We start from the raw sequence: 22,355 nt of genomic DNA on the forward strand, positions 1-22,355 counted from the left end.
TAATAGGCCTGATCCTTAAACTTCCAAATTCTCAAATAAAAAACTGTTTCGCATCGTAGCGTATGTTTTATAATTTACGTTGTCCTAGAGATACAAACTTCACATTTTATGAAAAGGCTATTTTTACCGCTTCTCGTGTTTTTCGCTTTTGTTGGTTGCAAGGAGGATGTTGATCCAGCTTCCACTGTAATTGGTCAATGGAAACTGATTTCGATTGGAGGCGGATGGGGTCAATCCATTCAGACTGGATCCGATATGATCTACAGCCAAACCTATCAATTCAATCGTAACGGCACTTTTGTAAAAACCCAAGAAACAGACGGCCAATCGGCGGAGGCTTCAGGAACTTTTACCACGGAGCCTGGGGAAATCATGTCATCCGCAGATGTCAAGCTATACGTCCAATTGGAATTTACCGAAGGGGAAGAACTGGCAGGTGATTGTGGACCAGGTTCGGAACATCTCATTTTGAGGAATAACAATCAGTTGATCAACACTTGGGGAATGTGCGATGGCCCAATTTTGACCTACGATAAGAATTAAGCTGAAATTGCTTTGCTAAGCGGAGTGAGTGAGCCAGAATTGAATCGAAAATTCAATTCTGGCTCAATCCTAATTTTTACCCACTTCAAACTGCTGATACTCCACATTGACTTTCCCATCAGAATCAACAGTTTTCACCACCACCTGAAATGAACCTTTCAGAATCGGAGCATCAATAGCGATGGATTTGGTTGGAATTTGAGCTTCAGTAGCAGGCGACCAGTAAAGAATCGTTCGCCAGTCCGCCATATTTCCTATTTCTGTGACAGGCTGAAAAAGGGTCTTCCGATCTGTCACCGGAGGAAGGATTCCTGAATACGGAAGGTAAACCGCATTGGCCGGAAGGGGAAATCCGCCAAAGTCATTCAGAAAAGAACTGAAGCTGATCACGCCGGAATAAACCTCCTCATTGAGAAAAAACCGGCGCGTGAGAATTTCCATTTTCTCAAACTTAGCGGGGTTAAATTCCAGGAGCATTTCTAAATCAAAAATCGGCATGGCATCTACCAAAAGGAGCGGATCCTCGGTAAATGACCTGTTTTGCAAGGCATTCAAAACCCGCAGTTCTTTACTCTTATCCCTAGTCCTGACCGTCACTTCCGGGACATATTCCTTGAGATGTGTCTCCACATTTTCGAAGCGATTGTAGTCATCCAGCACAAAAGTGCGGTCTTGGACAAATCCGGTTACGACCGGAATCGGCTCATTCTGAAATTCCTGCACGAAATAACCTTCAATCTGACTTCCTCTCAGCAACTCACTCAAAAGCAGCTGATCGGCCGGGCTGATTTGCAATGCTGGAAATTGAAAGCCGGATTTAAAAATGGTCTTTGGACTCGGAGTGACAATTTCAAAGCCATTCATGTTTTGGTTTTGCCCCCCCTGTGCAACCATGAAATCCCAGTTTCTCAGTCCTCCAGCGTCAAAAAACAGGCTGCCGTCTTCATCAGGTTCGTCTGTGAAAAGGACTGATTTTTTCCCATGAAGGGAAAGGTAAAAAAGCCCTGTACCCAAAGAATCCAAAGCACCAGGCTCAATCCTGGCTTCAATGATATGCCCAAAAAACTCCGGTACCAGAGTCTTGGATGCAAGATTTTCATAAAGATCATTGGAAGAAATCTTCCCCTGAGTTTCCAAAAATGGATTGGGAACCGCCACCGTCAATTCCAAAAGGCTGTCAATTCCCATGTAAGAAATCTCAATGGGCTCACCTGGTTGGACAGTGGATTTTGAAAGTGAAATCAAATTTGAAACTTCCTGTTGATCAGGAAATGACCTCCGTTCTGCCACAACTTCCGGAGGAATCCGGGGATTAAATACAGTGACAAACTCCTGAACCAAACCTTTTTCCAGATTCGTATAAGGGCTTACCCTTGTAAATACACGCAGCAAATAATGGTCAGAAGCCAAGTCATCAGGGATTTGCAGAAAATTGAACCCTTCTCCTTCCTGAAGCGGCAATTTGGCCAAGGCCACAGACTCCCCGTATCTGTTCCAAAGTTCTGCATAAACCACCCGGGAAGGCGAAGGCCGGGAGGCTGAATTAACATTGACGGCTAGCCAGATTTTTTCTCCTGTGAAGTAAATATTCTTGGGAATGCTAAAATCCACTACCTCTTCAAAAGTGGAATTGACCTGGGCGAAGGAAGGTTTTCCGAAAGCAAAGAAGACAAGTAAAAGAACCGACTTTAAGTAATTCATATTCAATCCTCCCAAAAATCAGGTTTCACATTGCTTCCTCTGAGCGTACAATCGACACATCTCCGCAAGGCTGCCCGGTATCCGATCGGAACCGAACTTCCTTCTACAAATACCGCCATGGCGGGAAATTTCACCCCTGTGCCAAATCTATCTTCATATCCGTCAGCAGTGACTGTATCCGCATCCAACTCGCAATCATAGTAAGCACTCAGGTCATTGGTCCAAGGACTTACTTCCTGGACACCAATAAAAAGTCTGCGCTGCTGAATCACACCCAAGCTCACAAATCCGATCACTGCAGCTTCGGGGTCCTGATCGTTACTGATATTTCCGGTGATATTGGAAGGCATTGGACTAAAAACTGTACCGATATCATCTGTGTTTTTTTTCATGATTTGCCAAAATTCCGCCGCCTCGGGTGAAAGCGCCATTTGCGAAACCAAAATGCTGTACCGGGTTGAAAGTCGCTCATCTCCAGGAAGAATCCGGGTAATAGCTTTTTTGAAAATCACATTTTCATCAAAATTGGAGGAAGTTTCCATCAGCAAGTCTGGGCTTTGCAGTGACCGATAACACAGGTAAATGGTCTCTTCAGGCTTTCTCGTGTCCACATCCAAAGTCTCAGGTCTGAAGATATAAGGAGAAACATATTTTGGTGAAAAAGCATAAGTCTCTTCAAAAGTCCAGATAAAATCATCCACCTCCTGTGATCCCCGGGTCGTAACATAGATCTCCACGCCACGGTCATCTCTTTCAAATCCGATTTCCTCGATGGGTGTTGCAGCTATCGGTCGGATAGGTGCTGAAGTATAGCTGCTGTTTTCACCCAAAAATATCCGCAAGCTGTACGTTTCATTTTCGGGAATATCCTTTTCAAAAAGGTAATAACCCTCTCCCTGCTCCTGAAGCGGATATTGAACACCTGAATTGCTTTCCAAATAAACCTGAGCTCCCAAAGCTGGAGTGGATCCTGGACCTAGATTTTCTCCATAAATCCTTCTGGTAAAGCCCAAATACAATTCGCTTGGCTTTCCTTCCGTATCCAAAAAGCCTTCCACAGTCAAAATCCGCAGGTTTTCCTCAGACAAATCCGGCTCAAAAGGTTCTTTACAGCCCAAAGCCAGTAGGAACACGAATATATATATGCTTCGAAAAGGCATCAGAATCTGAAATTATAAGTGATAAAAGGAATCGGCCGGGCAAAAATGGACAGCTGATAGCCACGCAACTGACCGTTTTCAGGAATGAAAAAGACCGAATACGGATTGCTTCTGCCTAGTAAATTGTAAACTCCAAGAGACCATGAAGAGTGGGCCAACTTCTTGATTTTATGACTTCCCTCCAGGTTGATGCTGAAATCAATCCGGAAATAATCCGGAATCCGATAGGCATTGCGGTCGGTATAATAGACTCGCTCTGAGCCTCCATAATCAAACTCGGCAGCCGGCAAAGTGATCGGTCTGCCAGTGCTGTAGTTTACATTCAGGGAAGTATTAATCCTTTTGCTCAGCTCATAATTGGTCACCAAAACCAGATTATGCGGCTGATCAAAATTGCTCGGGTAATAGTCCCCTTTGTTGATTTTCTCAACACTCGGTTCATCGGAAGTTTTCAACAGAGACCTGCTATAGGTGTAAGCCAAAGAACCTTTGAACTGACCTGCGCTCTTTTTAAGCAAAAACTCAAGTCCATAAGCTTTCCCATCGGTATTGAGGGCATCCTGCTCCAGATCCTCGTTGAGAATAATAGAGGCACCGGAGCGGTAATCCAGCAGATTGCTCATGGTTCTGTAAAACACTTCTGCGGAAAATTCAACCGAATTTTTGAAAATATTGCGAAAATAGCCCAGGGAAGCCTGTTGCCCCAACTGGGGTTTGAGGTATAGATCACTGAGTTTCCAACTGTCGGTCGGGGTAATCACCGAGCTGTTAGAAAGCAGGTGAATGTTTTGACGCATGGTGTTTACGCCGAATTTGAGTGAAGATTTATTGTCCAGAATATACCTTCCCCCCAAGCGGAATTCAGGTCCATGGTAGGTTTGGACCACTTCCCCCTCACCAAAATTCACCTCACCGGTGACATTGCCCGGAGTGTAGGGTCCGCCCTCAGAGTATTCCTTGAATTGCGCTGGGCCCAGTAGTTGATAGAGCATATAGCGCATCCCAAGTGAGAAAGCCAGTTTGTCATTCACCTGGATTTCATCTCCGACAAAAACTGAAAATTCCCGGCCTTTTTCCTCGTCAAGTTTTTTGTCTGTCACAATGGATTCTGGCCCAAATGGACTCATGTGCCCGGGATTGAGGGTGTATTGGATTGCTTGAAAACCAAAATCAAAAATATGTTTCCCATTGCGGTATTCGAAGTCAGTTCTCAACTGAAGCTGTTCGATATCAAATCCGTAATTGAATGAATTAAGCGGATTGTCCAGCCCTTCAATGTTGAATTCATAAGCATCCCTTCCCAACGTGATTTTTCCCTCCAGCCGTTCATTGAAATACCTTCTCCAGGAAAGCGCAAGATTCAGATTTTGATAGGAATAAGTTGTATCAGGATCAAAACTGAATTTATCCCGGCTCATGTAGCTGATCAGTTCCAGGGAGTTTTTGTCGTTTATTCGGTGCTGGATATTGGCATTCCAATCGTAAAATGCAACATCGCTTCCTGACAATTCTGCGTTTTCTTCAAGCAGGTCCAGTGCCCAGTTGGAATAAGTAGTTCGGCCACCAATAAGGAAAGTTGTGTTTTTCCCGATTGGTCCATCCAAACTCAGTCTGCTGGTCAGGATGCCGATTCCCCCGGATCCTCCGATTTTTTCGGCTCTTCCAAACTTGGGCTCTATTTCCAAAACTGAAGAAAGTCGACCACCATAATTCACAGGCACACTTCCTTTGTGGAGTTCTACCCCCGAAACCATGTCAGAATTGAATGCCGAGAAAAATCCGAAAACGTGGGAAGGATTGAAAACTGTGGATTGCCCATACAGGATCAAGTTTTGGTCAGCGGAACCTCCCCGTACGTTGAATCCCACAGTCGCCTCACCTGCGGTATTCACACCCGGCATGGTTAGGATGCCTCTGAGCACATCGACCTCACCCATGACTGCCGGAAGTCGCTTGACTTCAGCAACACTGAGGGACTGAACGCCCATTTCCAATTTGTTGACATGCGAAAGTGCACCTGAACTCACCACCACTTCATCCAGAGATAGGATATTTTCCTGGATTTCGATATTGAGAATGCCATCACCGCGCAAGTCAATGTGGCGCTGTTCCTGATATCCGCCGATGTTTTGGACATAGATGGTATGCCTTCCCTTGTCGAGGGTGATTTGAAATCTGCCTTCCCGATCTGTAGTAACCTGGGTATAATTTGTTTTTTCCACTACCACAGCTCCAGACATAGGTTTTCCAGATTCCACGCTGGACACTATTCCGCTGATGGTGGCTTGTTTGGACTCGGGCTTGTCGGAAGTTCTACCGATGGAGAAGCGCTGATTTTTGGCAAAAGCTCCTATTCCTTCCTCGGCTTTGACCTGGCTGGGGTCAGAGAGAACGTTAAAATATGTGGAAGGAAAATCCAGCGTAATTGGCTTTCCTTTAGTGATCCAAACTTGTTTTTGAGAATCTATGGTGAAAAATAGCCCGGAACCCGAAAAAACCTGATTGAGCAAAGTCCGGAGCTCTACGTTTTGGGCCTGGAGATTTACAGTCAAAGAATCGACATCCGCTTCCCGATATATAAACCGATAGCTTGTCTCCTCCTCAATCGAATTGGCAAATCGGGGAAACGACATCCCCATGTAGATTCCGGAAATTTTCGGAGTCTCTACCTGTGCGAATGCCTGGATACTACAGAGTAGCAATAAGAGGATGGTAAAAAGTCGGTTCATTGCTCTGAAAATCCAGTGAAAGGCATAGGTAGTTTTTTCCTCAACTCCAACAATCCCAAAAGGAAGGCCTGAGGATTATTTTTTTGGTACAAATCTTTTCCGCCGAAATGTTCAGCCACAGCTTTTTTGGATAGCCCCAGCCCAGCAATTGCCTCCTTTTTTTTGTTTGCTTTCAAAAAATCCCCTTCAAACCAAAAGAAATAATCCTTCTCATTAATGTACTCCCGCGTGATCAGACCTGATTCTTTGACAGATTCGACAGTACTATAATGCTTCTTGAGGAGTTTGATTTCTCCATCGGAGATCACCTGATAAAATCCGTGATGGTGTTTTCCATAATCCGGATTTCCGCTGAATCTGCGAAAAACTGCATTGTCAACCAACGTGAATCCCTCGATTTTTTCGGCTTTGATCAGGATTTTCTGATTGTAGATCGGATGAAACGTAATCACTTCGTCCAACCATGTGTCATAGAGCAAGGGAACTTTTGAATAGGTATTGCCATTGACCTGAATTTTTCCGTTTTGGAAAACCCTGACATCAAAAAAAGGGCTGCCGAGATAGTTGACCGGAGGATCGGCATATTGCCCGCCAGTGATCAATTCCTGAAAAAACGGAAGCTCCTCCTGATACATGGCCAGAAGTGTAGGGCTTAGTTCTTGTTCCTGTCCAAATAGGTCTTGAGAAAAGGAAAAAGCCAGAAGAAAGAGAAAAAACAAGACTTTTCTCATCGGTTAATTTGTGGGCGGAAGTTCAATAACCGTCAAAAAAGCCTTTTTTTCAATTTCTTGGACTGGAAATGTATAAACGGCAGTCATGGGAAATGAATGGAATTGATATCAAAACAAAATTGGGGACTTCGGAAACTGGAAAGATTTGGTTAAAGTCAAAATTATCCCAATTATTTGTTTCCATTTTTTGTGAAAAAAATGGCCAAAATCAACCTCTAAAAGGTTCTTGAAAATTCAGTATTTTAGTCAACAAACCATCTTTTCAATGAAATATTTCGCTTTGATAATTATCCTACTCGGACTTTTTGCCATTCCTTCTTTTTCACAAAGCTTTCCATTACCTGAAGCTATTTCCCAAATTCTTGAAGAAAACCAGATCCCGGGAATAACCTACACCTATCTCGAAGGCGGAAAAATCAAGGAAAGTTTTGCTCTCGGCAATTCAAATGAAGAAGACACACCGGTAAATCAGGAAACAGTTTTTTCCGCAGCATCCCTTAGCAAACCCATTTTTGCCTATCTGATCATGCAATTGGTGGATGAAGGGCTAATAAATCTCGAAACCCCACTTTCCGAATATTACAAGTATCCTGATATCCAGGATGAGCCCAACCACCAATTTGTCACTGCAAAAATGGTTCTAAGCCATACTTCGGGACTTCCCAACTGGAGGAGCGGCAAACTCAAGTTTAAATATGATCCCGGAGAACGATTCAGTTATTCCGGTGAAGGTTATGTCTGGCTGCAGCGTGTGGTGGAGCATCTGAAAGAAAAATCTCTGGAGGAATTGGCTCAGGAATATGTGTTTCAGCCTTTGGGAATGACCCGAAGCAGTTTTGTATTTCGCAAGGAATTTGAGGAAAACTTCAGCCTTTCCTTTAACAAAAACGGAAAGGAATTCTCCAAAAACAAAATCAAAAACGGGAATGCTGCTGCTTCTTTACAGACCACTTCTTTTGACTATGCCTTGTTTCTTGAGGCACTCATTTTAGGGAAAGAAATCAATGCAGATCTTCACCAAATGATGTTTAGTCCTGTTGTTCCAGTGGAACCAAAAGAAGGACAAAAGCAAGAACTTTATTGGGGTTTGGGAGTAGGAATCCAGCAAACCTCAGCCGGAAAGCAGATCTTCCAATGGGGCGACAATTATACGTTCAGAGGCTATTTCACTGCCAATGTGGAAAATGGGAATGCAGTAGTTTATTTCACCAACAGCGAAAACGGACTCAAACCAGTACGTGAATTAGTGGCTTTGGCACTTCCCGATCCACAGCCTGCTTGCGATTGGATGGATTACGATTGATAAGGCAGGATTTTAATGGTTAATGGTCCTAATAAAGTTCTTTTTAAATAAATCCCTAAATTCAAGAAAGGGTAAATCCTTTGGTTACTTTTCAATTCTAAAAACACATAAAAATGACCTTATTAATCATTGGAGTAGTTGTACTCCTTCTCGTTTTTTACGCCATTGGAATCTACAATAAGTTAGTGAGGCTCACTACTTTGGTAGAGGAAGGCTGGAGTGGAATAGATGTCCAGCTTAAAAAGCGGTACAGCCTCATTCCCAATCTTGTGGAAACTGTAAAAGGGTATGCAAAACATGAGCAGGAGACCTTTGAAAAAGTAGTCAATGCAAGAAACTTAGCCCAATCTGCAACAACTTTGGAAGGTCATCAGGCAGCCGAAAATCAGCTAAACAAAGCCCTGGTCAACCTTTTCGCACTTGCGGAACAATACCCCGAACTGAAAGCAAACCAAAATTTCCTGAAGCTACAAGAGGAACTTTCTGTAATCGAGCAGGACATCGAAAAATCCAGAAGGTATTACAACGGAACCGTACGAGAAAAGAACATTCTGGTCGATTCCTTTCCCAGCAATATCCTGGCAAACATATTTGGATTCATCAAATCCAAGTTTTTTGAACTGGACAATGAAGCGAAGCGGGTTCTTCCTCAAGTGAAATTTTAAATGAGAAGGCTTGTTTCCGCTCTTTTTGGATTTTTTCTTTCAATAGCTGCTTTTGCACAAGAAGAAAGGCTTCAGGAATTTCAATCCACTATCCTGATCGATACTTCAGGCCTGGTCACAGTTTCTGAAACGATACGCTACTCCACAGAAATTAGCGGGAAACGGGGAATCATCCGGTCTTTGCCACTTAGCCGATTGGATAATTTGGGCGAGGAAGTTAAAAATGAGTATTCCATTTTATCCGTTAAGCGGGATGGGAATGATTCCCCCTACCATACTGAGCGGGAGAATGGACATCTTTCTATTTATGTTGGTGAGTCTTCAGTTTATTTGGATCCGGGCGAATACGAATACGAGATCACCTATTCCATTCCCGGTCAAATCCGTTTTTTTGACACCTACGATGAGCTCTATTGGAATGTAAACGGCACCCAATGGCCCTTTTCGGTTGGGAAAATCCGGGCCGAAATCTTCCTTCCACCCGGAGCTGAACTTATCCAAATGGCCTGCTATACTGGTCAATATGGAAGTACTGATCAAAATTGTCAGAGTTCGTCCAATGGAAACCTGGTCACTTTTGAGGCAGGGCCATTAAACCCTTATGAAAATCTAAGTATCGCTGTTGGATTAAGCAAAGGGACCATCGCTCCTCCCCCGCCTCCTGGCTTCTTCCAGAAGATTGGATACCAGGTGATTACGGGGATTATGGGCTTGCTTATATTGGCTTATTACCTATTCACTTGGTCGAAATATGGGATCGATCCTCCAAAACCAACTGTAATACCGAATTTTGATCCTCCGGCAGGCCTTTCTCCGGCTTCAGTTGGAATGATGAGTAAGGGCTACTATTGGCAGGATTTTGTCACAGCTTCGATAGTAAGTCTGGCTTCAAAAGGATATCTCCGGATTGAGGAAAAAAACAAAGAATCTCTCCTCGGTCTTTTCAAACAAAAGGAATTTGAGCTAATCAAGGAAAAATATCCAGATTCCAATCTTCCCAAAGAGGAAGAAAAGTTGCTCAGTTTGTTGTTTTCCAGTAAGGACCGGATAACACTCAATGGCAAGTACGATTCAACTGTTGAAAAGGCTGTTCAGCAATTCCAGTCGAGTCTATCTTCACAATGGAATCCGCTTATTTTCAAAGGGTTTAACCTGAAATTTTGGATTTTACCATTTCTGTTGATCGCAGGATATGTCGTGATGCTGGTGATGTTGGAGGATTATTTTGTTTATGGGGATAAAGCCCTACTGCTCGTAGGATTCCTGGGTGGAAACGTAATTCTTTTTCTGTTTTACCAATGGCTCATCCGAAAACCGGCTGAGGAAAAGCTGAGACTAAGAGCTGAAATTGAAGGATTTAAAATGTACCTCTCAGCCGCTGAGGAAAAAATGCTGCAATTCAGCAATCCACCGGAAATGACGCCTGAAAAATTTGAAAAGCTTCTTCCCTATGCGATGGTTTTGGATGTGGAGGAAATCTGGGGAGAAAAGTTTCAAAACACGCTCAGGCGGAGTTCCCAAAATCAGGAATACCACCCAACTTGGTATAGTGGTGGGATGATCCAGCGGGCAGCATTTGCCCATATGCTCAATTCCAGCCTTTCCAATACCATCAGTCAATCCAGTCACAATCCATCAAGCGGCGGAAGCAGTGGTTCGGGAGGCGGAGGATTTTCCGGCGGAGGTGGCGGAGGCGGCGGTGGAGGAAGCTGGTAAAGGCTTTCAAAAAGCAGAAAGTCAATCATTAAAAAGACTTCAAGTGCTAATCTTAAACTTTAATCCAACTACCCATGATACCTTTCAAACCAGTAGGTTACAATTCACTTTCTCCTTATTTTATTATCAAGAATGCTCCCCGCTTTGTCCAGCTTATGAAGGATCTTTTTGGTGCTGAGGAACTGAGAAAATACGATGGTCCAGACGGGTCTTTGATGCATGTCGAGCTTCGTTTGGATGATTCGGTCATCATGCTCAGTGAAGCTACAGCTGACTTTCCTGCCAATGAATTTCTCTTGCACTTCTATGTGAAAGACGCCAAAGCCACCTATAAAAAAGCCTTGGAATTGGGCTGCGAGGGATTGCAGGAACCCATTCAAAAAGGAGATCCCGACCTCAGGGGAATGTTTAAGGACTTCAACGGAAACGTTTGGTCCGTAGGAACTCAAACGGAGTAAACGATCCTACAAAAAGCTAAAAGTCAAACCTGCTTGGAAAGCAATACAATCTGGCCCAAATGATAGGCATCGTGTTGGAGTATGCCCAAAATGTGTTCGTAAAAAGTCATCTGATTGGGCGGATAAATTGACTCAAAAGATTCTGGATCTACTTGCTTCAGGTATTCAATCCATTCGTTTTGTACAGATTCAAGCCGTTTTAAGGTTTGATCCCAAGCCTGTTCAGATTTATCGACAATTGGCGAAATGTAATTATTGGCTGGGGTTACCAAGGTTTTTCCTTTCAACCTCTGAAGCACATTGATTTTCCATTCAGTCAGGTGATTGACTATTTCCCAGATCGTATTACAATTGGAAAAAGGCCGTTGAGATGCCTGATCGGCTGATATTCTGGAAAGCGTTCCCTGGATTGACACATCAATCCAGGGCTCACCGTTATATAACTTCTCAAATAAACTTACAATCCGTTCGGTCTCTTTCATGTTCCAGCAGTTTTATTTGCCATGGCAATTTAGCATCCAATTGATTCCATATCGGTCGGTGAAGCTTCCAAAATAAGCTCCCCAAAACATGTCCTGAAGTCCCATGGATACTTTTCCACCTTCGGATAGGGCATTGAAAATCCTTTCCGTCTCCTCCCTCGTCTCCGGTTCCAATTGGATATGCATGTTGTTGCCGATGGCAACCGAAAAACCCATTTCTTTTGGTGCATCAGTTCCCATGAGAATATGCCCACTCAGGATCGGAAGCTCCACATGCAGGACCATCCTTTTTACAGTCTCCGAAAGCGGTGGTTGTCCCGGATCATGAGGCACCTGTTCGAAGCGCTGAATTCCGCCAATAAATTCAGTGCGGAAGACTGATTTGTAAAAATTAAAGGCCTCTTCCGTGTTGCCTGGAAAATTGATATAGGTAGAAACTCTGCTTTTGCTGTCTGTTTTCTTTTGTTTTCTGAGATAAAACTGGGCTTTGATGTATTCATCCAGATTTCCGATAGCCATTGAAAATCCTTCTTTGAAGCCCATTTGAATGATCGTTTCCAGATCCGAAAGGTTCTCAAAGGCCATTTCAATTTCAACAATCGTTCTTTCGCCGTTCTCTTCCCTGAATTGATTTTCCCAGTCCACCCTAGGTTTGGTCTGATCGGCTACTGCCTCTTCATCACAAAATGCATCATAGCCAGAATAGCGCTGCAGGGGAATGATTTTTTTGTATTCAAAAAAACACCATTGGCCTTCGCCATCCGGACCGACCATGTTGTATAGCCACTTGCCACCTTCCTTGAAATTAAGGTATTTCGTCTCTGTTTTCCAGGGTTTTGGGGCCCACCAAAGGTCAAGAATTTCAGGATCTGTCCAAGCCGCCCAGACCAAATCAAGAGGTGCATCAAAACTTCTGGTTACGTTGATTTTCAGGTATTCCTTATCTACCAGAAAGTCGAATAAAATGGCTTTTTTCATTTTTTCTTCTGTTTAAGTTGAATTAATACTTCATCTAATTGCTCAAAACGTTTGGATATCTGTTGCTTGAATTGCTCCAGCCATTTTTCGATTTCTTTCATTTTATCAGCATGTAAGTGATAATAGATTTCCCTGCCCTTTTGCTCCTGCGCCAAAAGCTCACATTCGCTCATCACTTTGATGTGCTTTGACACGGCCTGTCTACTGATATCAAACTGGTCCGCAATTGCATTGGGTGTCATGGCTGACACGGCCAGCATCAGGATTATTGCCCTCCTCGTCGGATCAGCCAATGCCTGAAATACATCTCTTCTCATCTTTTTTTGAATTACCCCTATCGGTCAATGGGTCTGATTCCTTCTCATTACGAAACCATTTGGTTGCAAATGTAAATGTGAAACCAAACAGTTGCAAATAAATTTCAAAATTTATCGTAAATAAATTTCTTAAAATACTCCGGACCAGGCATTTGAAAAGCCAAAAAATTCGAAAGGTTTCTTTGGCTTTAAAGAAAAAACCTGATTGTGAACCTCAAAATCCCATAACCAGAAATCAATTTTTGGAGGAAAATCCCAGATAAGGAGTCTCTCAGACCACTCCCAGATCCCGGAAAAAACTCAAAATGGGGGTATTTGAATGGGAAATTTTGTTTTTTCCAAAAACTACAGTGCAAAAATCTGTTGAAAATCAAAATATTACTTTTTATACAGTTAGCTTTGGGACGGCAAATTGCCATATCAACAATTTTAAATTTTACCAATGAATACTGGAACAGTAAAATTCTTCAACGAAGCTAAGGGATTTGGCTTCATCGTTGACAATTCCTCTAAAGAGGAAATTTTTGTGCACGTTAGTGGTCTGATCGACAAAATCCGTGAAGGCGACACAGTTGCTTTCGAAACGGAACGTGGCAAAAAAGGAATGAACGCGGTAAATGTTAAGTTAGCGTAAGCTTTCTGATATTTTAAAAATAGAATTCTCGGCCCAAGCTGTTCGGGAAAGCCAATAACTTCTTCTTATAGTCATTCCCGATAGTGGGATTAGAATCGAATAATTCAAGCTCATTTTAACTTGTATCAGTTTCTGATCTGAGTAGAATAGGCTTAGAAATCATCCCTTTGGAAAAGTTTTGATTTGGACATGTTTGAAGGGCTGGATTTCTAGGTTTCATTCCTCCGGGTATCTCCGGAAAATTTATCAGTTCATAATCTTTTGGGTTATGAACTGATTTTTTTTTGCCCTAATGGCGAAAGGACAAGGAATACTCATCTACTCCCTGCTTCCTTGATTTCTTTATCCCATTGGTATTTTTTAACCAATGACCCAAAAGTCCTGATTCTGCAAAACCTCCAAAAAACCTGATGTCTAGGGTTTTTTCAAGAACATGGTTAACTTCAATCCAATGATGCCCAATTCCCCAAAAATTTAACTTAATCTATCCTTACTCCATGAAAATCAAACCAACATTTACCTTCCTGTTGGCAGTTTTGACCCTCTTTTCCTGTACTGCCAATTATTCCTCTAATGAATCCGACAACCGGATCACAGATGATCGGGAATTGGAGGAAGTGACTCATCTCAAAGTGAGTGGAATATTCAATCTCTACCTTTCCCAGGGCGACAAACCATCCATCCGAATCGAAGGCGATGAAGACCAGGTCAGAAAGTTTAAAACAGTCCAAAATGGAGATTTCCTTGAGTTGAAATTTGACGAAATAAATTCGGGTGTTTTCTCGGATTCCAGACCTGATGTTTACCTGACTTTAAGTCAATTGGATCAATTGGAATTTGATGGTGTTGGAAATTTCAAGACCGAAGGCGCTTTTAAAGTTGAGGAAATCAGATTGGAAGGCGATGGTGTGGGTAATATCCTCCTTCAATTTGAAGCTTCAAAAATTGATGCCCAGTTTAACATGATGGGAAATATTACTTTGGAAGGTAGCGCTGGTGAAATTACCCTCTCCAATGAAGGAATTGGCAATATCGATGCTTCCAAACTCCTTGCCCAAACAATGAACTTGACCAGTTCCGGCATTGGAAGAGTGGCCGTGCACTGCACAGGAGACCTATCCATCACTGTCAACGGAATAGGCGCTGTGAGCTATACCGGCAATCCAACTGTAATCAAGGAAGAAATCAATGGAATCGGTAAAGTGACTCGGAACTAACTAGATTTATTTCTTCTGGCCTAATTACTTCAATTATCCACGATATAGATTCAGCTTGGACCAATCTGGATTACGTCAACTGTCCAAAGGTCAATAAGGTGTTGTTAGGATCCAAGACTGCAAATTCTTTGGTTCCCCAAGGCTTCGATTCCAATGGTCCATTTGGATGAATAGCTACACCCCTGAATTGATAATCCGCATACAATTCTTCAATTCCTCGCTCAAGTCGGATATAGATCATCGCATAATTGGTCGAAGGATCCAACTCAGCAAACTTAAAAAAATGCAGTTCTGCAGCTCCTTTTTTCATGATCAGGTAATCCGGATACCTGCTGACGGTGGAAAACTGTAGTTTGGTTTCGAAGTAAATGCGGGTTTCATCCAGATCCCTTGCAGGGAGTTTAGGGATGATATGAAAAGGAATATCCATATCGCTCAATAAGGAAATTTAGAATCAAGATCTGAAAATGAAAGATAGAAAACTGTTGGGCTATTCTTTTAAAGTTTTATGCCAAAATCAAATGCCCTTCTAGTCAGGAATCATTTTGTTTTCTCCACTTTTCCTGTGATTTTAGGGCAATGTCTTCACCCAACCCGCTCGATTCTGTTAGGCTGAATTTCTCCCAGGGAGATTTGTTTTTGCTCAACCTGGCTTTGGCCCTGATTATGTACGGTGTCGCCCTTGACCTGAGGTGGGAAGACTTCCGGTATTTGGTCAAAAATCCCAAAGGCTTTTTCTTGGGAGTTTTTTCTCAGTTTATTGTACTTCCCTTTTTGACTTGGGTTTTGGTTCAGATCCTTCAGCCGCCTCCCAGTGTAGCTTTGGGAATGTTTTTGGTGGCAGCTTGTCCCGGCGGAAATGTTTCCAATTTTCTGACCAATTATGCAAAAGGCAATACTGCTCTTTCGGTGAGTTTGACGGCTTTTTCCTCAGTTTTAGCCATCATCGTGACTCCTTTGAATTTTGCGCTCTGGGCGGGTTTATATAGTCCTACTTCTCTCTTACTTAAAGAAATCAGCCTGGACATCCTGGATGTGTTTTTCACAGTCGGGGTAATTTTGGGAATTCCTTTAATCCTCGGAATATCGACCCACCTGAAGCTTCCCGTTTTTGCAGGTAGAGCCTCAAAAATCCTAAAACCAATTAGCATTGTTATTTTTTCGGCAATTGTGATTTTGGCATTTGTAGGAAATTTCGATCTTTTTCTGAAGTACATAAGCGTCATCTTTCTCTGGGTTTTAGCCCATAATTTTACAGCTTTGGCTTCGGGGTATCTTACCGGAAAACTCGGAAGGCTTCCTTTAGCTGATGTAAAAACCATCACTATAGAGACAGGAATTCAAAATTCAGGTTTGGGGCTGGTATTGATTTTCACTTACTTTGAAGGCCTTGGAGGGATGGCCATAATTACCGCTTGGTGGGGCATATGGCACCTGATCTCGGGTATGACAATCGCCTTCCTTTGGAAAAAAACCACATGAAATCGAGCATGACCAATAACGTCACCCAGAGGATTGAGTATCAACTATGCGAGATTCCATCTGTCCTATAAAATCAATTATAAACAGATGAAAAACCTTGTTAACGCCATTCTACGGCTCCTCGTGAAAATAGCCCTGCATGGTTATTTCAGGAAAATTATAATTGAAGGCAAGGAAAATCTACCCAAAAACCGCCCGGTAATCCTGGTTGCAAATCACCAGAATGCCTTGATCGATCCGCTCCTTTTGGCTACCCATACCAATCTTAATCCTTGGTTTTTGACTCGTGCTGCCGTTTTCACAAATCCAATCGTCTCCAAACTGCTGCATTATATCCGGATGCTGCCAGTTTATCGTCTGAGAGATGGATTTTCCACTATCCAGCAAAACCAGCAGACCTTTGACGATACATTTGAAGTGCTTCGCAAAAACGGTACGGTGGTCATCTTTGCTGAAGGGACGCACAGTCTTGTCAGAAACCTTAGGCCCTTGAGCAAGGGATTTACCCGGATGGCTTTTGGATTGAAGGAAAAATATCCGGACTTGGAGCCTTTGATTTTACCTGTGGGATTAGGATTCAGTGCACATTTGAGATCGGGTAGTGTAGTGAGAATCACCTTTGGCAAAACCATCCCCGTGGACATGCCTACCTCACAATCGGGGAAACTGACAAAAAGTGTAGAAAATGCATTGAAATCTATCCTTGTCAACATCCCAGTTGAAGGCTATGAGGCAACCCTCTCCAAATTGATTAAGCACGAAGTTGACCTTACTTCGAAAAAAGAGGTTGAGCACTTCCTGGAAACCGGAAATGTCCTCAATTCGGTAGAATCTGTGAACAGTCTGGGAAATAAGCTCATGAAAATCTTTCATTTCCCTTTGTACTGGCTTTGGCTTTTGAAAAAAGGCAGTATTGAAGACATTGTATTCAGCTCGACTTGGAAGTTTTTGATCGGATTTGCGCTGGCCATTCCCTACTACTTTTTTTTGATTTGGCTGACGATGGACACTTCCGTGGGAAGTTGGGGACTTACCTTTTTGATTTTGGCTTGGATCACCCTTTGGAAAAATCAGAATCCCCAGGAATAGCATGATCCGCATCCATATTTTTGGCGCCTCTGGATCCGGCGTGACCACTCTGGGTCAGGCTCTCAGTGAGGAAATTGGTATCCCCTACTTCGACAGTGATAGTTACTTCTGGGAAAAGACAAATCCTCCATTTACCCACAAAAAACCTCCCGAACTCAGAAATAACCAGATAAAGAATGACCTCCTTGCCTTCCAAAACTGGATTTTTGGAGGTTCAAGCTTGAGTTGGGGTAAAGATGTATTCCCGGATTTCAGCTTGGTTGTTTTCCTGAGGGTTCCAAAAGAAACCAGACTCAGGCGAATCGAAGCGCGGGAAATGGAGCGATACGGAGATCTGATCCGAGCTGATCCACAACAAGCCCGTAAAACCCGGGAATTTCTCGAATGGTGTGCTGACTACGACGATTGCACCGGCCGTGCCAACAGAAACATCAAAGTGCACGAACAATGGCTGCAAAGTCTCCCCTTTCCAATACTCAAAATTGAAGGCAATCACAGCGTGGAAGAACGGGTCGACCTGATCCTGGATTGGATAAAAAAGAATTGATCCAAACCAAATAATCTTTGGCTTTGTTTCTAACTTTGGAAGAGAATTAACAACCCAAATTTAACTTAGCCATGACTGAAGATTTCTTGCCTTTAAATGGGACTGATCATGTGGAGCTCTATGTTGGCAATGCCAAGCAAAGCGCACTCTACTACCAATATGCCTTTGGATTTGAATTGATCGCTTACGCTGGTCCTGAAACAGGGATCCGAGACAGGGCATCTTATGTACTTAAGCAGGACAAAATCAGGCTTGTCCTCACCTCTCCTCTTAGCTCCAATCACCCAATCGCCGAACATATTTTGAAACACGGCGACGGCGTGAAAGTACTTGCTCTTTGGGTGGATGATGCCGAAAAATCCTGGTTGGAAACCACTTCCAGAGGTGCAGAATCTGCCTCAAAACCGGCCATTATCAAGGATGAATTTGGCGAAGTAAAAGTAGCCTCCATCAAGACCTATGGGGATACGATCCATACTTTCGTGGGAAGAAAGAATTACTCTGGCGTTTTCCTTCCTGGCTATCAGTCCAGAAAAAGCACTTTTAAATCGGAAGGCATCGGCCTGAAATACATCGACCATTGTGTTGGAAATGTGGAATTGGGCCAAATGAACCGATGGGTAGAGTACTACGAAAAGGTAATGGGCTTTAAGCTGCTGCTAACCTTCGACGACAAGGACATTTCCACTGAATATTCTGCCCTAATGTCAAAGGTGGTTTCCAACGGAAACGGCTACATCAAATTCCCGATCAATGAGCCTGCCGAGGGCAAAAAGAAATCGCAAATCGAAGAATATCTGGACTTCTACGGAGGTCCAGGGGTTCAGCACATGGCAATTGCTACGGACGATATCTGTCATACGGTCAGTGAATTGAGAAGTCGAGGCGTGGAATTCCTGGAGGTGCCCTCCTCCTATTATGATGATTTGCTTGACCGGGTTGGGAAAATAGATGAAGCAATCGAGCCATTGAAAAATCTCAACATTCTGGTGGACCGGGACGAAGAGGGATATTTACTCCAGATCTTCACAAAACCTGTGCAGGACCGCCCCACACTTTTCTTTGAAATCATCCAGAGAAAAGGTGCCAAATCTTTCGGCAAAGGGAACTTTAAAGCCCTTTTTGAGGCAATCGAAAGAGAACAGGCCCTCAGGGGAAATCTTTGACTTTAAAAAATATCTTCATTTTAAAGCCGGCCAGAGCGTGGAGTTCTGACCGGCTTTTTTTATCCTTTTAATTTCGGAGAAAATGAGCTAATTTTTTATAAATCCCAGCTCTATGAAATCTCTCTTCAAAATCATCAGCAAAACTGTCATAGGGGGAATTTTCTTCCTCCTTCCAGTCGTGATTATTGTCCTTCTTTTTGGGAAAGCTTTGTCCTCTGTGAAACCAATTGCAGAAACTATTCGGGAAAAGGTACCCTTGGAATTTCCATTTTTGGCTTTGATTATTTCACTTTTGATCCTACTACTTATCTGTTTTTTGGCTGGATGGGTTGCTGGGAAAGGAATAGGCAAAGCGATGGTCAATTGGCTTGAGGATAATTTACTCGACTTATTCCCCGGATACCAATTGATGAAATCCACGATGGAAACCAAAGTTGGGACCATCACTCAAAAGGAGTTTCCAGTCGTGCTGATCCCGGGTGACGGATGGCAAATCGGATTTCTGGTGGAAGATTTGCCAAACGAGGAGGTTGTGGTATTTATCCCATCTGCCCCAAATGTTTGGGAAGGAAGTCTGGCAATATTTGAAAAATCTCAACTCCGAGAAACCAAGCTGAAACAACCCGATGTGATAGCCCTTATGAAAAAATTGGGAGTTGGTACTGCTGAATTGCTAAAAGCAGGAATCAACAAATAACAACTCCCAAATGATATTTGAAAATTACTTGTAGAGTTTTTCGTGGAGTTTTTTCAGCTCTTCCACGGCGATTTTGATTACCTGTCTGTCATAGGTCATCAATCCGTTTGTCTCCACTTCCACATCCGTGGTCTGGGTGTAAATTCCCGCGGCCAGACCTTTAGGAATCAATTTGGCCAAATCTTCCACCAAAATTGAATACCGGGCTTTCAACTCCTCTTTGGTGGTAAAGCTCTGGTATCCCCAGTTATCTTTCAGCTGCCAGGTATGCCCTTCTATGGGCAGGCCCAAGCCACCAAATTCGCCCAAAACCAAAATGGTGTTTGCACCGAAAATTTTGGGATCTGGCATCACCGGATCGGGGTAATTGTGCAAATCCATGATATCGCCGACGATTTTTGTTCCCTCCATTTCAAAATTCCCGCCACTGGCACTGTTGATCAATCTGCTAGCATCCTGTGCTTTGGTGAAATTGACAATTTCAGTGGTTTTGAACTGACCCCATGCTTCATTGAAAGGAACCCAGACAACAATGGATGGGAAAAACTTGAATTCATTCATGATTTCCTTCCACTCGGTTTTGAAAATTTCTTCAGATTCAGGGGTTCTCTCTTTGTTCATGCCTTCACGGATGATTCCCGGACGAACCTCCCATCGGTTTCCCATATCTCCGCTTGGCATATCCTGCCAGACTAACATCCCCAATTTATCCGCGTGATAATACCAGCGGGCCGGTTCCACTTTCACATGCTTTCGGATCATATTGAAGCCCATTTCCTTGGTCTTTTCGATATCAAAAAGTAAGGCTTCGTCAGTTGGAGCAGTATATAATCCATCCGGCCACCAGCCCTGATCCAAGGGGCCGTATTGGAAAAGCGGCTTTCCGTTGAGAAACATCCGCTGATGTCCATCCGGAGTTTTCGCCATGCGGATATCCCGATAGGCTGCATAAGATTTGACTTCCTCAATCAATTTTTTACTCTGGAAAAGCTTAATGGAAACTTCGTAAAGGAAAGGTGAATCTGGAGACCAAGCTTTTGGATTGGGGATTTTGACAGGGGCAGGTTTGTTAGGCTGGGCCTTAAAAGATGCAACCACTTTTCCGCCTTCCAACAAGCTTACCTCTACTTCCTGGCCTTCAGTTGAATTATTGATTTCCGGATAAAATACCTGAACGGAATTTTCCCAGTCTGTCACAGAATACAGGGATGAAATAAACGATTCTGGCACAGTTTCGAGCCATACTGTCTGCCAGATTCCGGTCACTGGTGTGTACCAGATGCTTTTGGGTTCTTTGACCTGTTTTCCACGAGGCTGGGGTCCTGAATCACTCGGATCCCAAACACGCAGGCGGATTTTTTGGGATTTTCCTTTGACCAAATGATCCGTGATGTCAAAGCTAAACCCGTCAAAACCTCCCTGATGCTTGCCGACTTGGGTTCCGTTTACCCAAAGTTCAGCCTCCCAATCTACTGCTCCAAAATGGATCAGCATCCGCTTTCCTTTTCGGTCCATGGCAAGGTCAAAGGTGCGCTCGTACCAAAGTTCATTTTCGGGACCAACAGTCTTCTGAACTCCGGACAAAAGAGATTCAGCCGGAAAAGGCACGGTGATTTTCCCGGCAAAGCCACCTTCCGGACTGCTGCCTTTTGGAAGAATTGCGAAATCCCATTGGCCGTTTAGATTTTGCCATGTATCACGGACCAGTTGAGGGCGCGGATATTCAGGTAGTGGAGCTTCAGGATTGGCCTGATCGGTCCAAGGGGTCTTAAGAATGGTTTGAGAAAATCCTTCAAAAGAGAGGCAAACCAGCACAAAAAAGAAAATTGATCTCATAGTCAGCTAAGTAAATGATAGCTGAACTTATTGAAAATGAAACCAAAGAACAAGAGGATTCAGTGAAACGGGATTTGGGGGAAAATTATTTTCTCCTGGAGTTTGGGGCAAAGGCTGGGAACTTACCTGAGGATTATTTAAAAGAAAACCAAGATCAGAGGTGATAGCAGGATAGCTAGAACCCTGATTTCCAGCTTGTCCAAAGCCAAAATATACATCAGGAGTCTCTGTGCGGACGTCTACTACAACCGATTCAAATTCAAATTTAATCGATTGGAATTTTTGAAATAATCCTTGGGAATTGACAACCTCTTTTATTTCAGGATCTGCCATAGCAGTGAAATTCATGTTTTTCCAATTTCCCCGGTTTTCAGAAGTAAGAGTTCCATCACCAATCCAGGAAATCTGATAAAGTTGGTGTTCGGGATAATCGAATCCCAATCCCAACCAATTCTCTTCCTTCAAATTTGGTACAGGAGCTGAAGCTTCCATTTTCAGCTGCCCATTGGCAAAGACTGTCCATGTCAGGGTCAAAGGCCAGGGATTATAGGAAGATTGAACTTGAATGGAACCGTCTTTGAGCTTTTTCCAGCTCACTTTTGTGAAGAAACTATCACTTCCTTGTGCTCCCGGGACCTGGGTAAAAGGTAAGACGTTCATCCCAACTTTTACCTTCTCCATGGTTCCTTTGGCTTTTCCAAAAACAAAAATCCGATGACCCACAGTGACCTGCAGATCGACAGTTGATTCTCTCACCGAAATTTTTTCATTGGGAAAATGCTCCGCATGGGAGCCAACTGAATCCAATCCGATTGGAATTTCAAAAATCAAACCCCAGATAAGCCACAATGGCATCAGCAAATTGGCTAAAACATGCGGAAGTCGGAGGAACATGAATTTCAGA

Annotated in this window: 22 protein-coding genes; 12 read left to right on the top strand and 10 right to left on the bottom strand. The window is 43.2% G+C overall.

Annotated elements, in window-relative coordinates:
- The first annotated feature begins 108 nt into the window (after positions 1-108).
- Complete coding sequence (locus B0E43_RS15480) at positions 109-543, top strand: hypothetical protein (protein ID WP_077351354.1); 435 nt, start codon at positions 109-111, stop codon at positions 541-543.
- 69 nt (positions 544-612) lie between these two features.
- Here the strand turns inward: B0E43_RS15480 and B0E43_RS15485 are convergent, their stop codons facing one another.
- Genes B0E43_RS15485 through B0E43_RS15500 form a run of 4 tightly spaced genes read right to left on the bottom strand, consistent with a single transcriptional unit; the run spans position 613 to position 6,864 of the window.
- A complete protein-coding gene (locus B0E43_RS15485; protein ID WP_077351356.1) occupies positions 613-2,244 on the bottom strand; it encodes a hypothetical protein in 1,632 nt (543 codons plus the stop codon).
- Positions 2,245-2,246: 2 nt separating this feature from the next.
- Positions 2,247-3,404, bottom strand: coding sequence for a DUF4249 domain-containing protein (locus tag B0E43_RS15490; RefSeq protein ID WP_077351358.1), 1,158 nt, complete (start codon positions 3,402-3,404; stop codon positions 2,247-2,249).
- On the bottom strand, positions 3,404-6,133 hold the full coding sequence (locus B0E43_RS15495; protein ID WP_077351360.1) for a TonB-dependent receptor: 2,730 nt from the start codon (positions 6,131-6,133) through the stop codon (positions 3,404-3,406). The genes B0E43_RS15490 and B0E43_RS15495 overlap by 1 nt, the downstream gene beginning before the upstream one ends.
- On the bottom strand, positions 6,130-6,864 hold the full coding sequence (locus B0E43_RS15500; RefSeq protein ID WP_077351362.1) for a hypothetical protein: 735 nt from the start codon (positions 6,862-6,864) through the stop codon (positions 6,130-6,132). Before B0E43_RS15500 ends, B0E43_RS15495 begins: the two co-directional genes overlap by 4 nt.
- A gap of 265 nt (positions 6,865-7,129) precedes the next feature.
- On the opposite strand from B0E43_RS15500, the gene B0E43_RS15505 reads away from it, so the two are divergent.
- The 4 genes from B0E43_RS15505 (at position 7,130) to B0E43_RS15520 (ending at position 11,006) form a co-directional block, all read left to right on the top strand.
- On the top strand, positions 7,130-8,167 hold the full coding sequence (locus B0E43_RS15505) for a serine hydrolase (protein ID WP_077351364.1): 1,038 nt from the start codon (positions 7,130-7,132) through the stop codon (positions 8,165-8,167).
- Positions 8,168-8,280: 113 nt separating this feature from the next.
- Positions 8,281-8,832, top strand: a complete 552-nt coding sequence (locus tag B0E43_RS15510; RefSeq protein WP_077351366.1) for a LemA family protein — start codon at positions 8,281-8,283, stop codon at positions 8,830-8,832.
- Entirely contained in the window at positions 8,833-10,548 is a 1,716-nt protein-coding gene (locus tag B0E43_RS15515) for a DUF2207 domain-containing protein (RefSeq protein WP_077351368.1), read from the top strand.
- A gap of 74 nt (positions 10,549-10,622) precedes the next feature.
- Positions 10,623-11,006: a VOC family protein gene (locus B0E43_RS15520; RefSeq protein ID WP_077351370.1), complete on the top strand. Its 384-nt coding sequence runs from the start codon at positions 10,623-10,625 to the stop codon at positions 11,004-11,006.
- A 23-nt stretch (positions 11,007-11,029) separates the two neighbouring features.
- Here the strand turns inward: B0E43_RS15520 and B0E43_RS15525 are convergent, their stop codons facing one another.
- Genes B0E43_RS15525 through B0E43_RS15535 form a run of 3 tightly spaced genes read right to left on the bottom strand, consistent with a single transcriptional unit; the run spans position 11,030 to position 12,783 of the window.
- Positions 11,030-11,488, bottom strand: coding sequence for a DinB family protein (locus tag B0E43_RS15525; RefSeq protein WP_077351372.1), 459 nt, complete (start codon positions 11,486-11,488; stop codon positions 11,030-11,032).
- Between the two features lie 12 nt (positions 11,489-11,500).
- A complete protein-coding gene (locus B0E43_RS15530; RefSeq protein WP_077351374.1) occupies positions 11,501-12,466 on the bottom strand; it encodes an SRPBCC domain-containing protein in 966 nt (321 codons plus the stop codon).
- Positions 12,463-12,783 (bottom strand): helix-turn-helix transcriptional regulator, encoded by a 321-nt coding sequence (locus B0E43_RS15535; RefSeq protein ID WP_077351376.1) that lies wholly within the window; start codon positions 12,781-12,783, stop codon positions 12,463-12,465. The genes B0E43_RS15530 and B0E43_RS15535 overlap by 4 nt, the downstream gene beginning before the upstream one ends.
- Before the next feature lie 442 nt (positions 12,784-13,225).
- Here B0E43_RS15535 and B0E43_RS15545 point away from each other — a divergent pair, with 442 nt between their 5' ends.
- Together B0E43_RS15545 and B0E43_RS15550 are read left to right on the top strand one after the other, a co-directional pair.
- Positions 13,226-13,417, top strand: coding sequence for a cold-shock protein (locus tag B0E43_RS15545; RefSeq protein ID WP_077351380.1), 192 nt, complete (start codon positions 13,226-13,228; stop codon positions 13,415-13,417).
- A gap of 497 nt (positions 13,418-13,914) precedes the next feature.
- The gene (locus B0E43_RS15550) at positions 13,915-14,634 is read left to right on the top strand and encodes a head GIN domain-containing protein (RefSeq protein ID WP_077351382.1); all 720 of its coding nucleotides are present in this window, start codon (positions 13,915-13,917) and stop codon (positions 14,632-14,634) included.
- A 70-nt stretch (positions 14,635-14,704) separates the two neighbouring features.
- Here the strand turns inward: B0E43_RS15550 and B0E43_RS15555 are convergent, their stop codons facing one another.
- A complete protein-coding gene (locus B0E43_RS15555; RefSeq protein ID WP_077351384.1) occupies positions 14,705-15,064 on the bottom strand; it encodes a VOC family protein in 360 nt (119 codons plus the stop codon).
- A gap of 149 nt (positions 15,065-15,213) precedes the next feature.
- On the opposite strand from B0E43_RS15555, the gene B0E43_RS15560 reads away from it, so the two are divergent.
- The 5 genes from B0E43_RS15560 to B0E43_RS15580 all read left to right on the top strand — a co-directional run bounded on the left by B0E43_RS15560 (position 15,214) and on the right by B0E43_RS15580 (position 19,615).
- Positions 15,214-16,116: a bile acid:sodium symporter family protein gene (locus tag B0E43_RS15560; RefSeq protein WP_077351385.1), complete on the top strand. Its 903-nt coding sequence runs from the start codon at positions 15,214-15,216 to the stop codon at positions 16,114-16,116.
- Between the two features lie 87 nt (positions 16,117-16,203).
- Positions 16,204-17,205 carry a 1-acyl-sn-glycerol-3-phosphate acyltransferase gene (locus tag B0E43_RS15565; protein WP_077351387.1) on the top strand — a complete coding sequence of 334 codons (1,002 nt, stop codon included), beginning with the start codon at positions 16,204-16,206 and terminating at the stop codon, positions 17,203-17,205.
- 1 nt (position 17,206) lies between these two features.
- Complete coding sequence (locus tag B0E43_RS15570) at positions 17,207-17,752, top strand: AAA family ATPase (protein ID WP_217349174.1); 546 nt, start codon at positions 17,207-17,209, stop codon at positions 17,750-17,752.
- Positions 17,753-17,823: 71 nt separating this feature from the next.
- Positions 17,824-18,918: a 4-hydroxyphenylpyruvate dioxygenase gene (gene hppD, locus B0E43_RS15575; RefSeq protein WP_077351389.1), complete on the top strand. Its 1,095-nt coding sequence runs from the start codon at positions 17,824-17,826 to the stop codon at positions 18,916-18,918.
- A 112-nt stretch (positions 18,919-19,030) separates the two neighbouring features.
- Positions 19,031-19,615 (top strand): DUF502 domain-containing protein, encoded by a 585-nt coding sequence (locus B0E43_RS15580; protein WP_077351391.1) that lies wholly within the window; start codon positions 19,031-19,033, stop codon positions 19,613-19,615.
- Between the two features lie 24 nt (positions 19,616-19,639).
- Here B0E43_RS15580 and B0E43_RS15585 read toward each other — a convergent pair whose 3' ends face one another.
- Both B0E43_RS15585 and B0E43_RS15590 read right to left on the bottom strand, forming a co-directional pair.
- Positions 19,640-21,451, bottom strand: coding sequence for a glycoside hydrolase family 2 protein (locus B0E43_RS15585; RefSeq protein WP_077351393.1), 1,812 nt, complete (start codon positions 21,449-21,451; stop codon positions 19,640-19,642).
- Positions 21,452-21,478: 27 nt separating this feature from the next.
- Positions 21,479-22,345 carry a hypothetical protein gene (locus tag B0E43_RS15590; protein ID WP_139352788.1) on the bottom strand — a complete coding sequence of 289 codons (867 nt, stop codon included), beginning with the start codon at positions 22,343-22,345 and terminating at the stop codon, positions 21,479-21,481.
- Positions 22,346-22,355: the final 10 nt, after the last annotated feature.

The sequence above is a fragment of the Algoriphagus sp. A40 genome, from assembly GCF_002002735.1.
Taxonomy (GTDB): Bacteria; Bacteroidota; Bacteroidia; order Cytophagales; family Cyclobacteriaceae; genus Algoriphagus.

Excerpts from the sequence above, each read along its gene's own strand:
- B0E43_RS15560 (WP_077351385.1), top strand. The coding sequence starts at position 15,214 with ATGTCTTCACCCAACCCGCTCGATTCTGTTAGGCTGAATTTCTCCCAG.
- B0E43_RS15545 (WP_077351380.1), top strand. The coding sequence starts at position 13,226 with ATGAATACTGGAACAGTAAAATTCTTCAACGAAGCTAAGGGATTTGGC.
- B0E43_RS15515 (WP_077351368.1), top strand. The coding sequence starts at position 8,833 with ATGAGAAGGCTTGTTTCCGCTCTTTTTGGATTTTTTCTTTCAATAGCT.
- hppD (WP_077351389.1), top strand. The coding sequence starts at position 17,824 with ATGACTGAAGATTTCTTGCCTTTAAATGGGACTGATCATGTGGAGCTC.
- B0E43_RS15510 (WP_077351366.1), top strand. The coding sequence starts at position 8,281 with ATGACCTTATTAATCATTGGAGTAGTTGTACTCCTTCTCGTTTTTTAC.
- B0E43_RS15590 (WP_139352788.1), bottom strand. The coding sequence starts at position 22,345 with ATGTTCCTCCGACTTCCGCATGTTTTAGCCAATTTGCTGATGCCATTG.
- B0E43_RS15525 (WP_077351372.1), bottom strand. The coding sequence starts at position 11,488 with ATGAAAGAGACCGAACGGATTGTAAGTTTATTTGAGAAGTTATATAAC.
- B0E43_RS15550 (WP_077351382.1), top strand. The coding sequence starts at position 13,915 with ATGAAAATCAAACCAACATTTACCTTCCTGTTGGCAGTTTTGACCCTC.
- B0E43_RS15480 (WP_077351354.1), top strand. The coding sequence starts at position 109 with ATGAAAAGGCTATTTTTACCGCTTCTCGTGTTTTTCGCTTTTGTTGGT.
- B0E43_RS15555 (WP_077351384.1), bottom strand. The coding sequence starts at position 15,064 with ATGGATATTCCTTTTCATATCATCCCTAAACTCCCTGCAAGGGATCTG.
- B0E43_RS15585 (WP_077351393.1), bottom strand. The coding sequence starts at position 21,451 with ATGAGATCAATTTTCTTTTTTGTGCTGGTTTGCCTCTCTTTTGAAGGA.
- B0E43_RS15530 (WP_077351374.1), bottom strand. The coding sequence starts at position 12,466 with ATGAAAAAAGCCATTTTATTCGACTTTCTGGTAGATAAGGAATACCTG.
- B0E43_RS15580 (WP_077351391.1), top strand. The coding sequence starts at position 19,031 with ATGAAATCTCTCTTCAAAATCATCAGCAAAACTGTCATAGGGGGAATT.
- B0E43_RS15485 (WP_077351356.1), bottom strand. The coding sequence starts at position 2,244 with ATGAATTACTTAAAGTCGGTTCTTTTACTTGTCTTCTTTGCTTTCGGA.
- B0E43_RS15490 (WP_077351358.1), bottom strand. The coding sequence starts at position 3,404 with ATGCCTTTTCGAAGCATATATATATTCGTGTTCCTACTGGCTTTGGGC.
- B0E43_RS15495 (WP_077351360.1), bottom strand. The coding sequence starts at position 6,133 with ATGAACCGACTTTTTACCATCCTCTTATTGCTACTCTGTAGTATCCAG.
- B0E43_RS15505 (WP_077351364.1), top strand. The coding sequence starts at position 7,130 with ATGAAATATTTCGCTTTGATAATTATCCTACTCGGACTTTTTGCCATT.
- B0E43_RS15535 (WP_077351376.1), bottom strand. The coding sequence starts at position 12,783 with ATGAGAAGAGATGTATTTCAGGCATTGGCTGATCCGACGAGGAGGGCA.
- B0E43_RS15565 (WP_077351387.1), top strand. The coding sequence starts at position 16,204 with ATGAAAAACCTTGTTAACGCCATTCTACGGCTCCTCGTGAAAATAGCC.
- B0E43_RS15570 (WP_217349174.1), top strand. The coding sequence starts at position 17,207 with ATGATCCGCATCCATATTTTTGGCGCCTCTGGATCCGGCGTGACCACT.
- B0E43_RS15520 (WP_077351370.1), top strand. The coding sequence starts at position 10,623 with ATGATACCTTTCAAACCAGTAGGTTACAATTCACTTTCTCCTTATTTT.
- B0E43_RS15500 (WP_077351362.1), bottom strand. The coding sequence starts at position 6,864 with ATGAGAAAAGTCTTGTTTTTTCTCTTTCTTCTGGCTTTTTCCTTTTCT.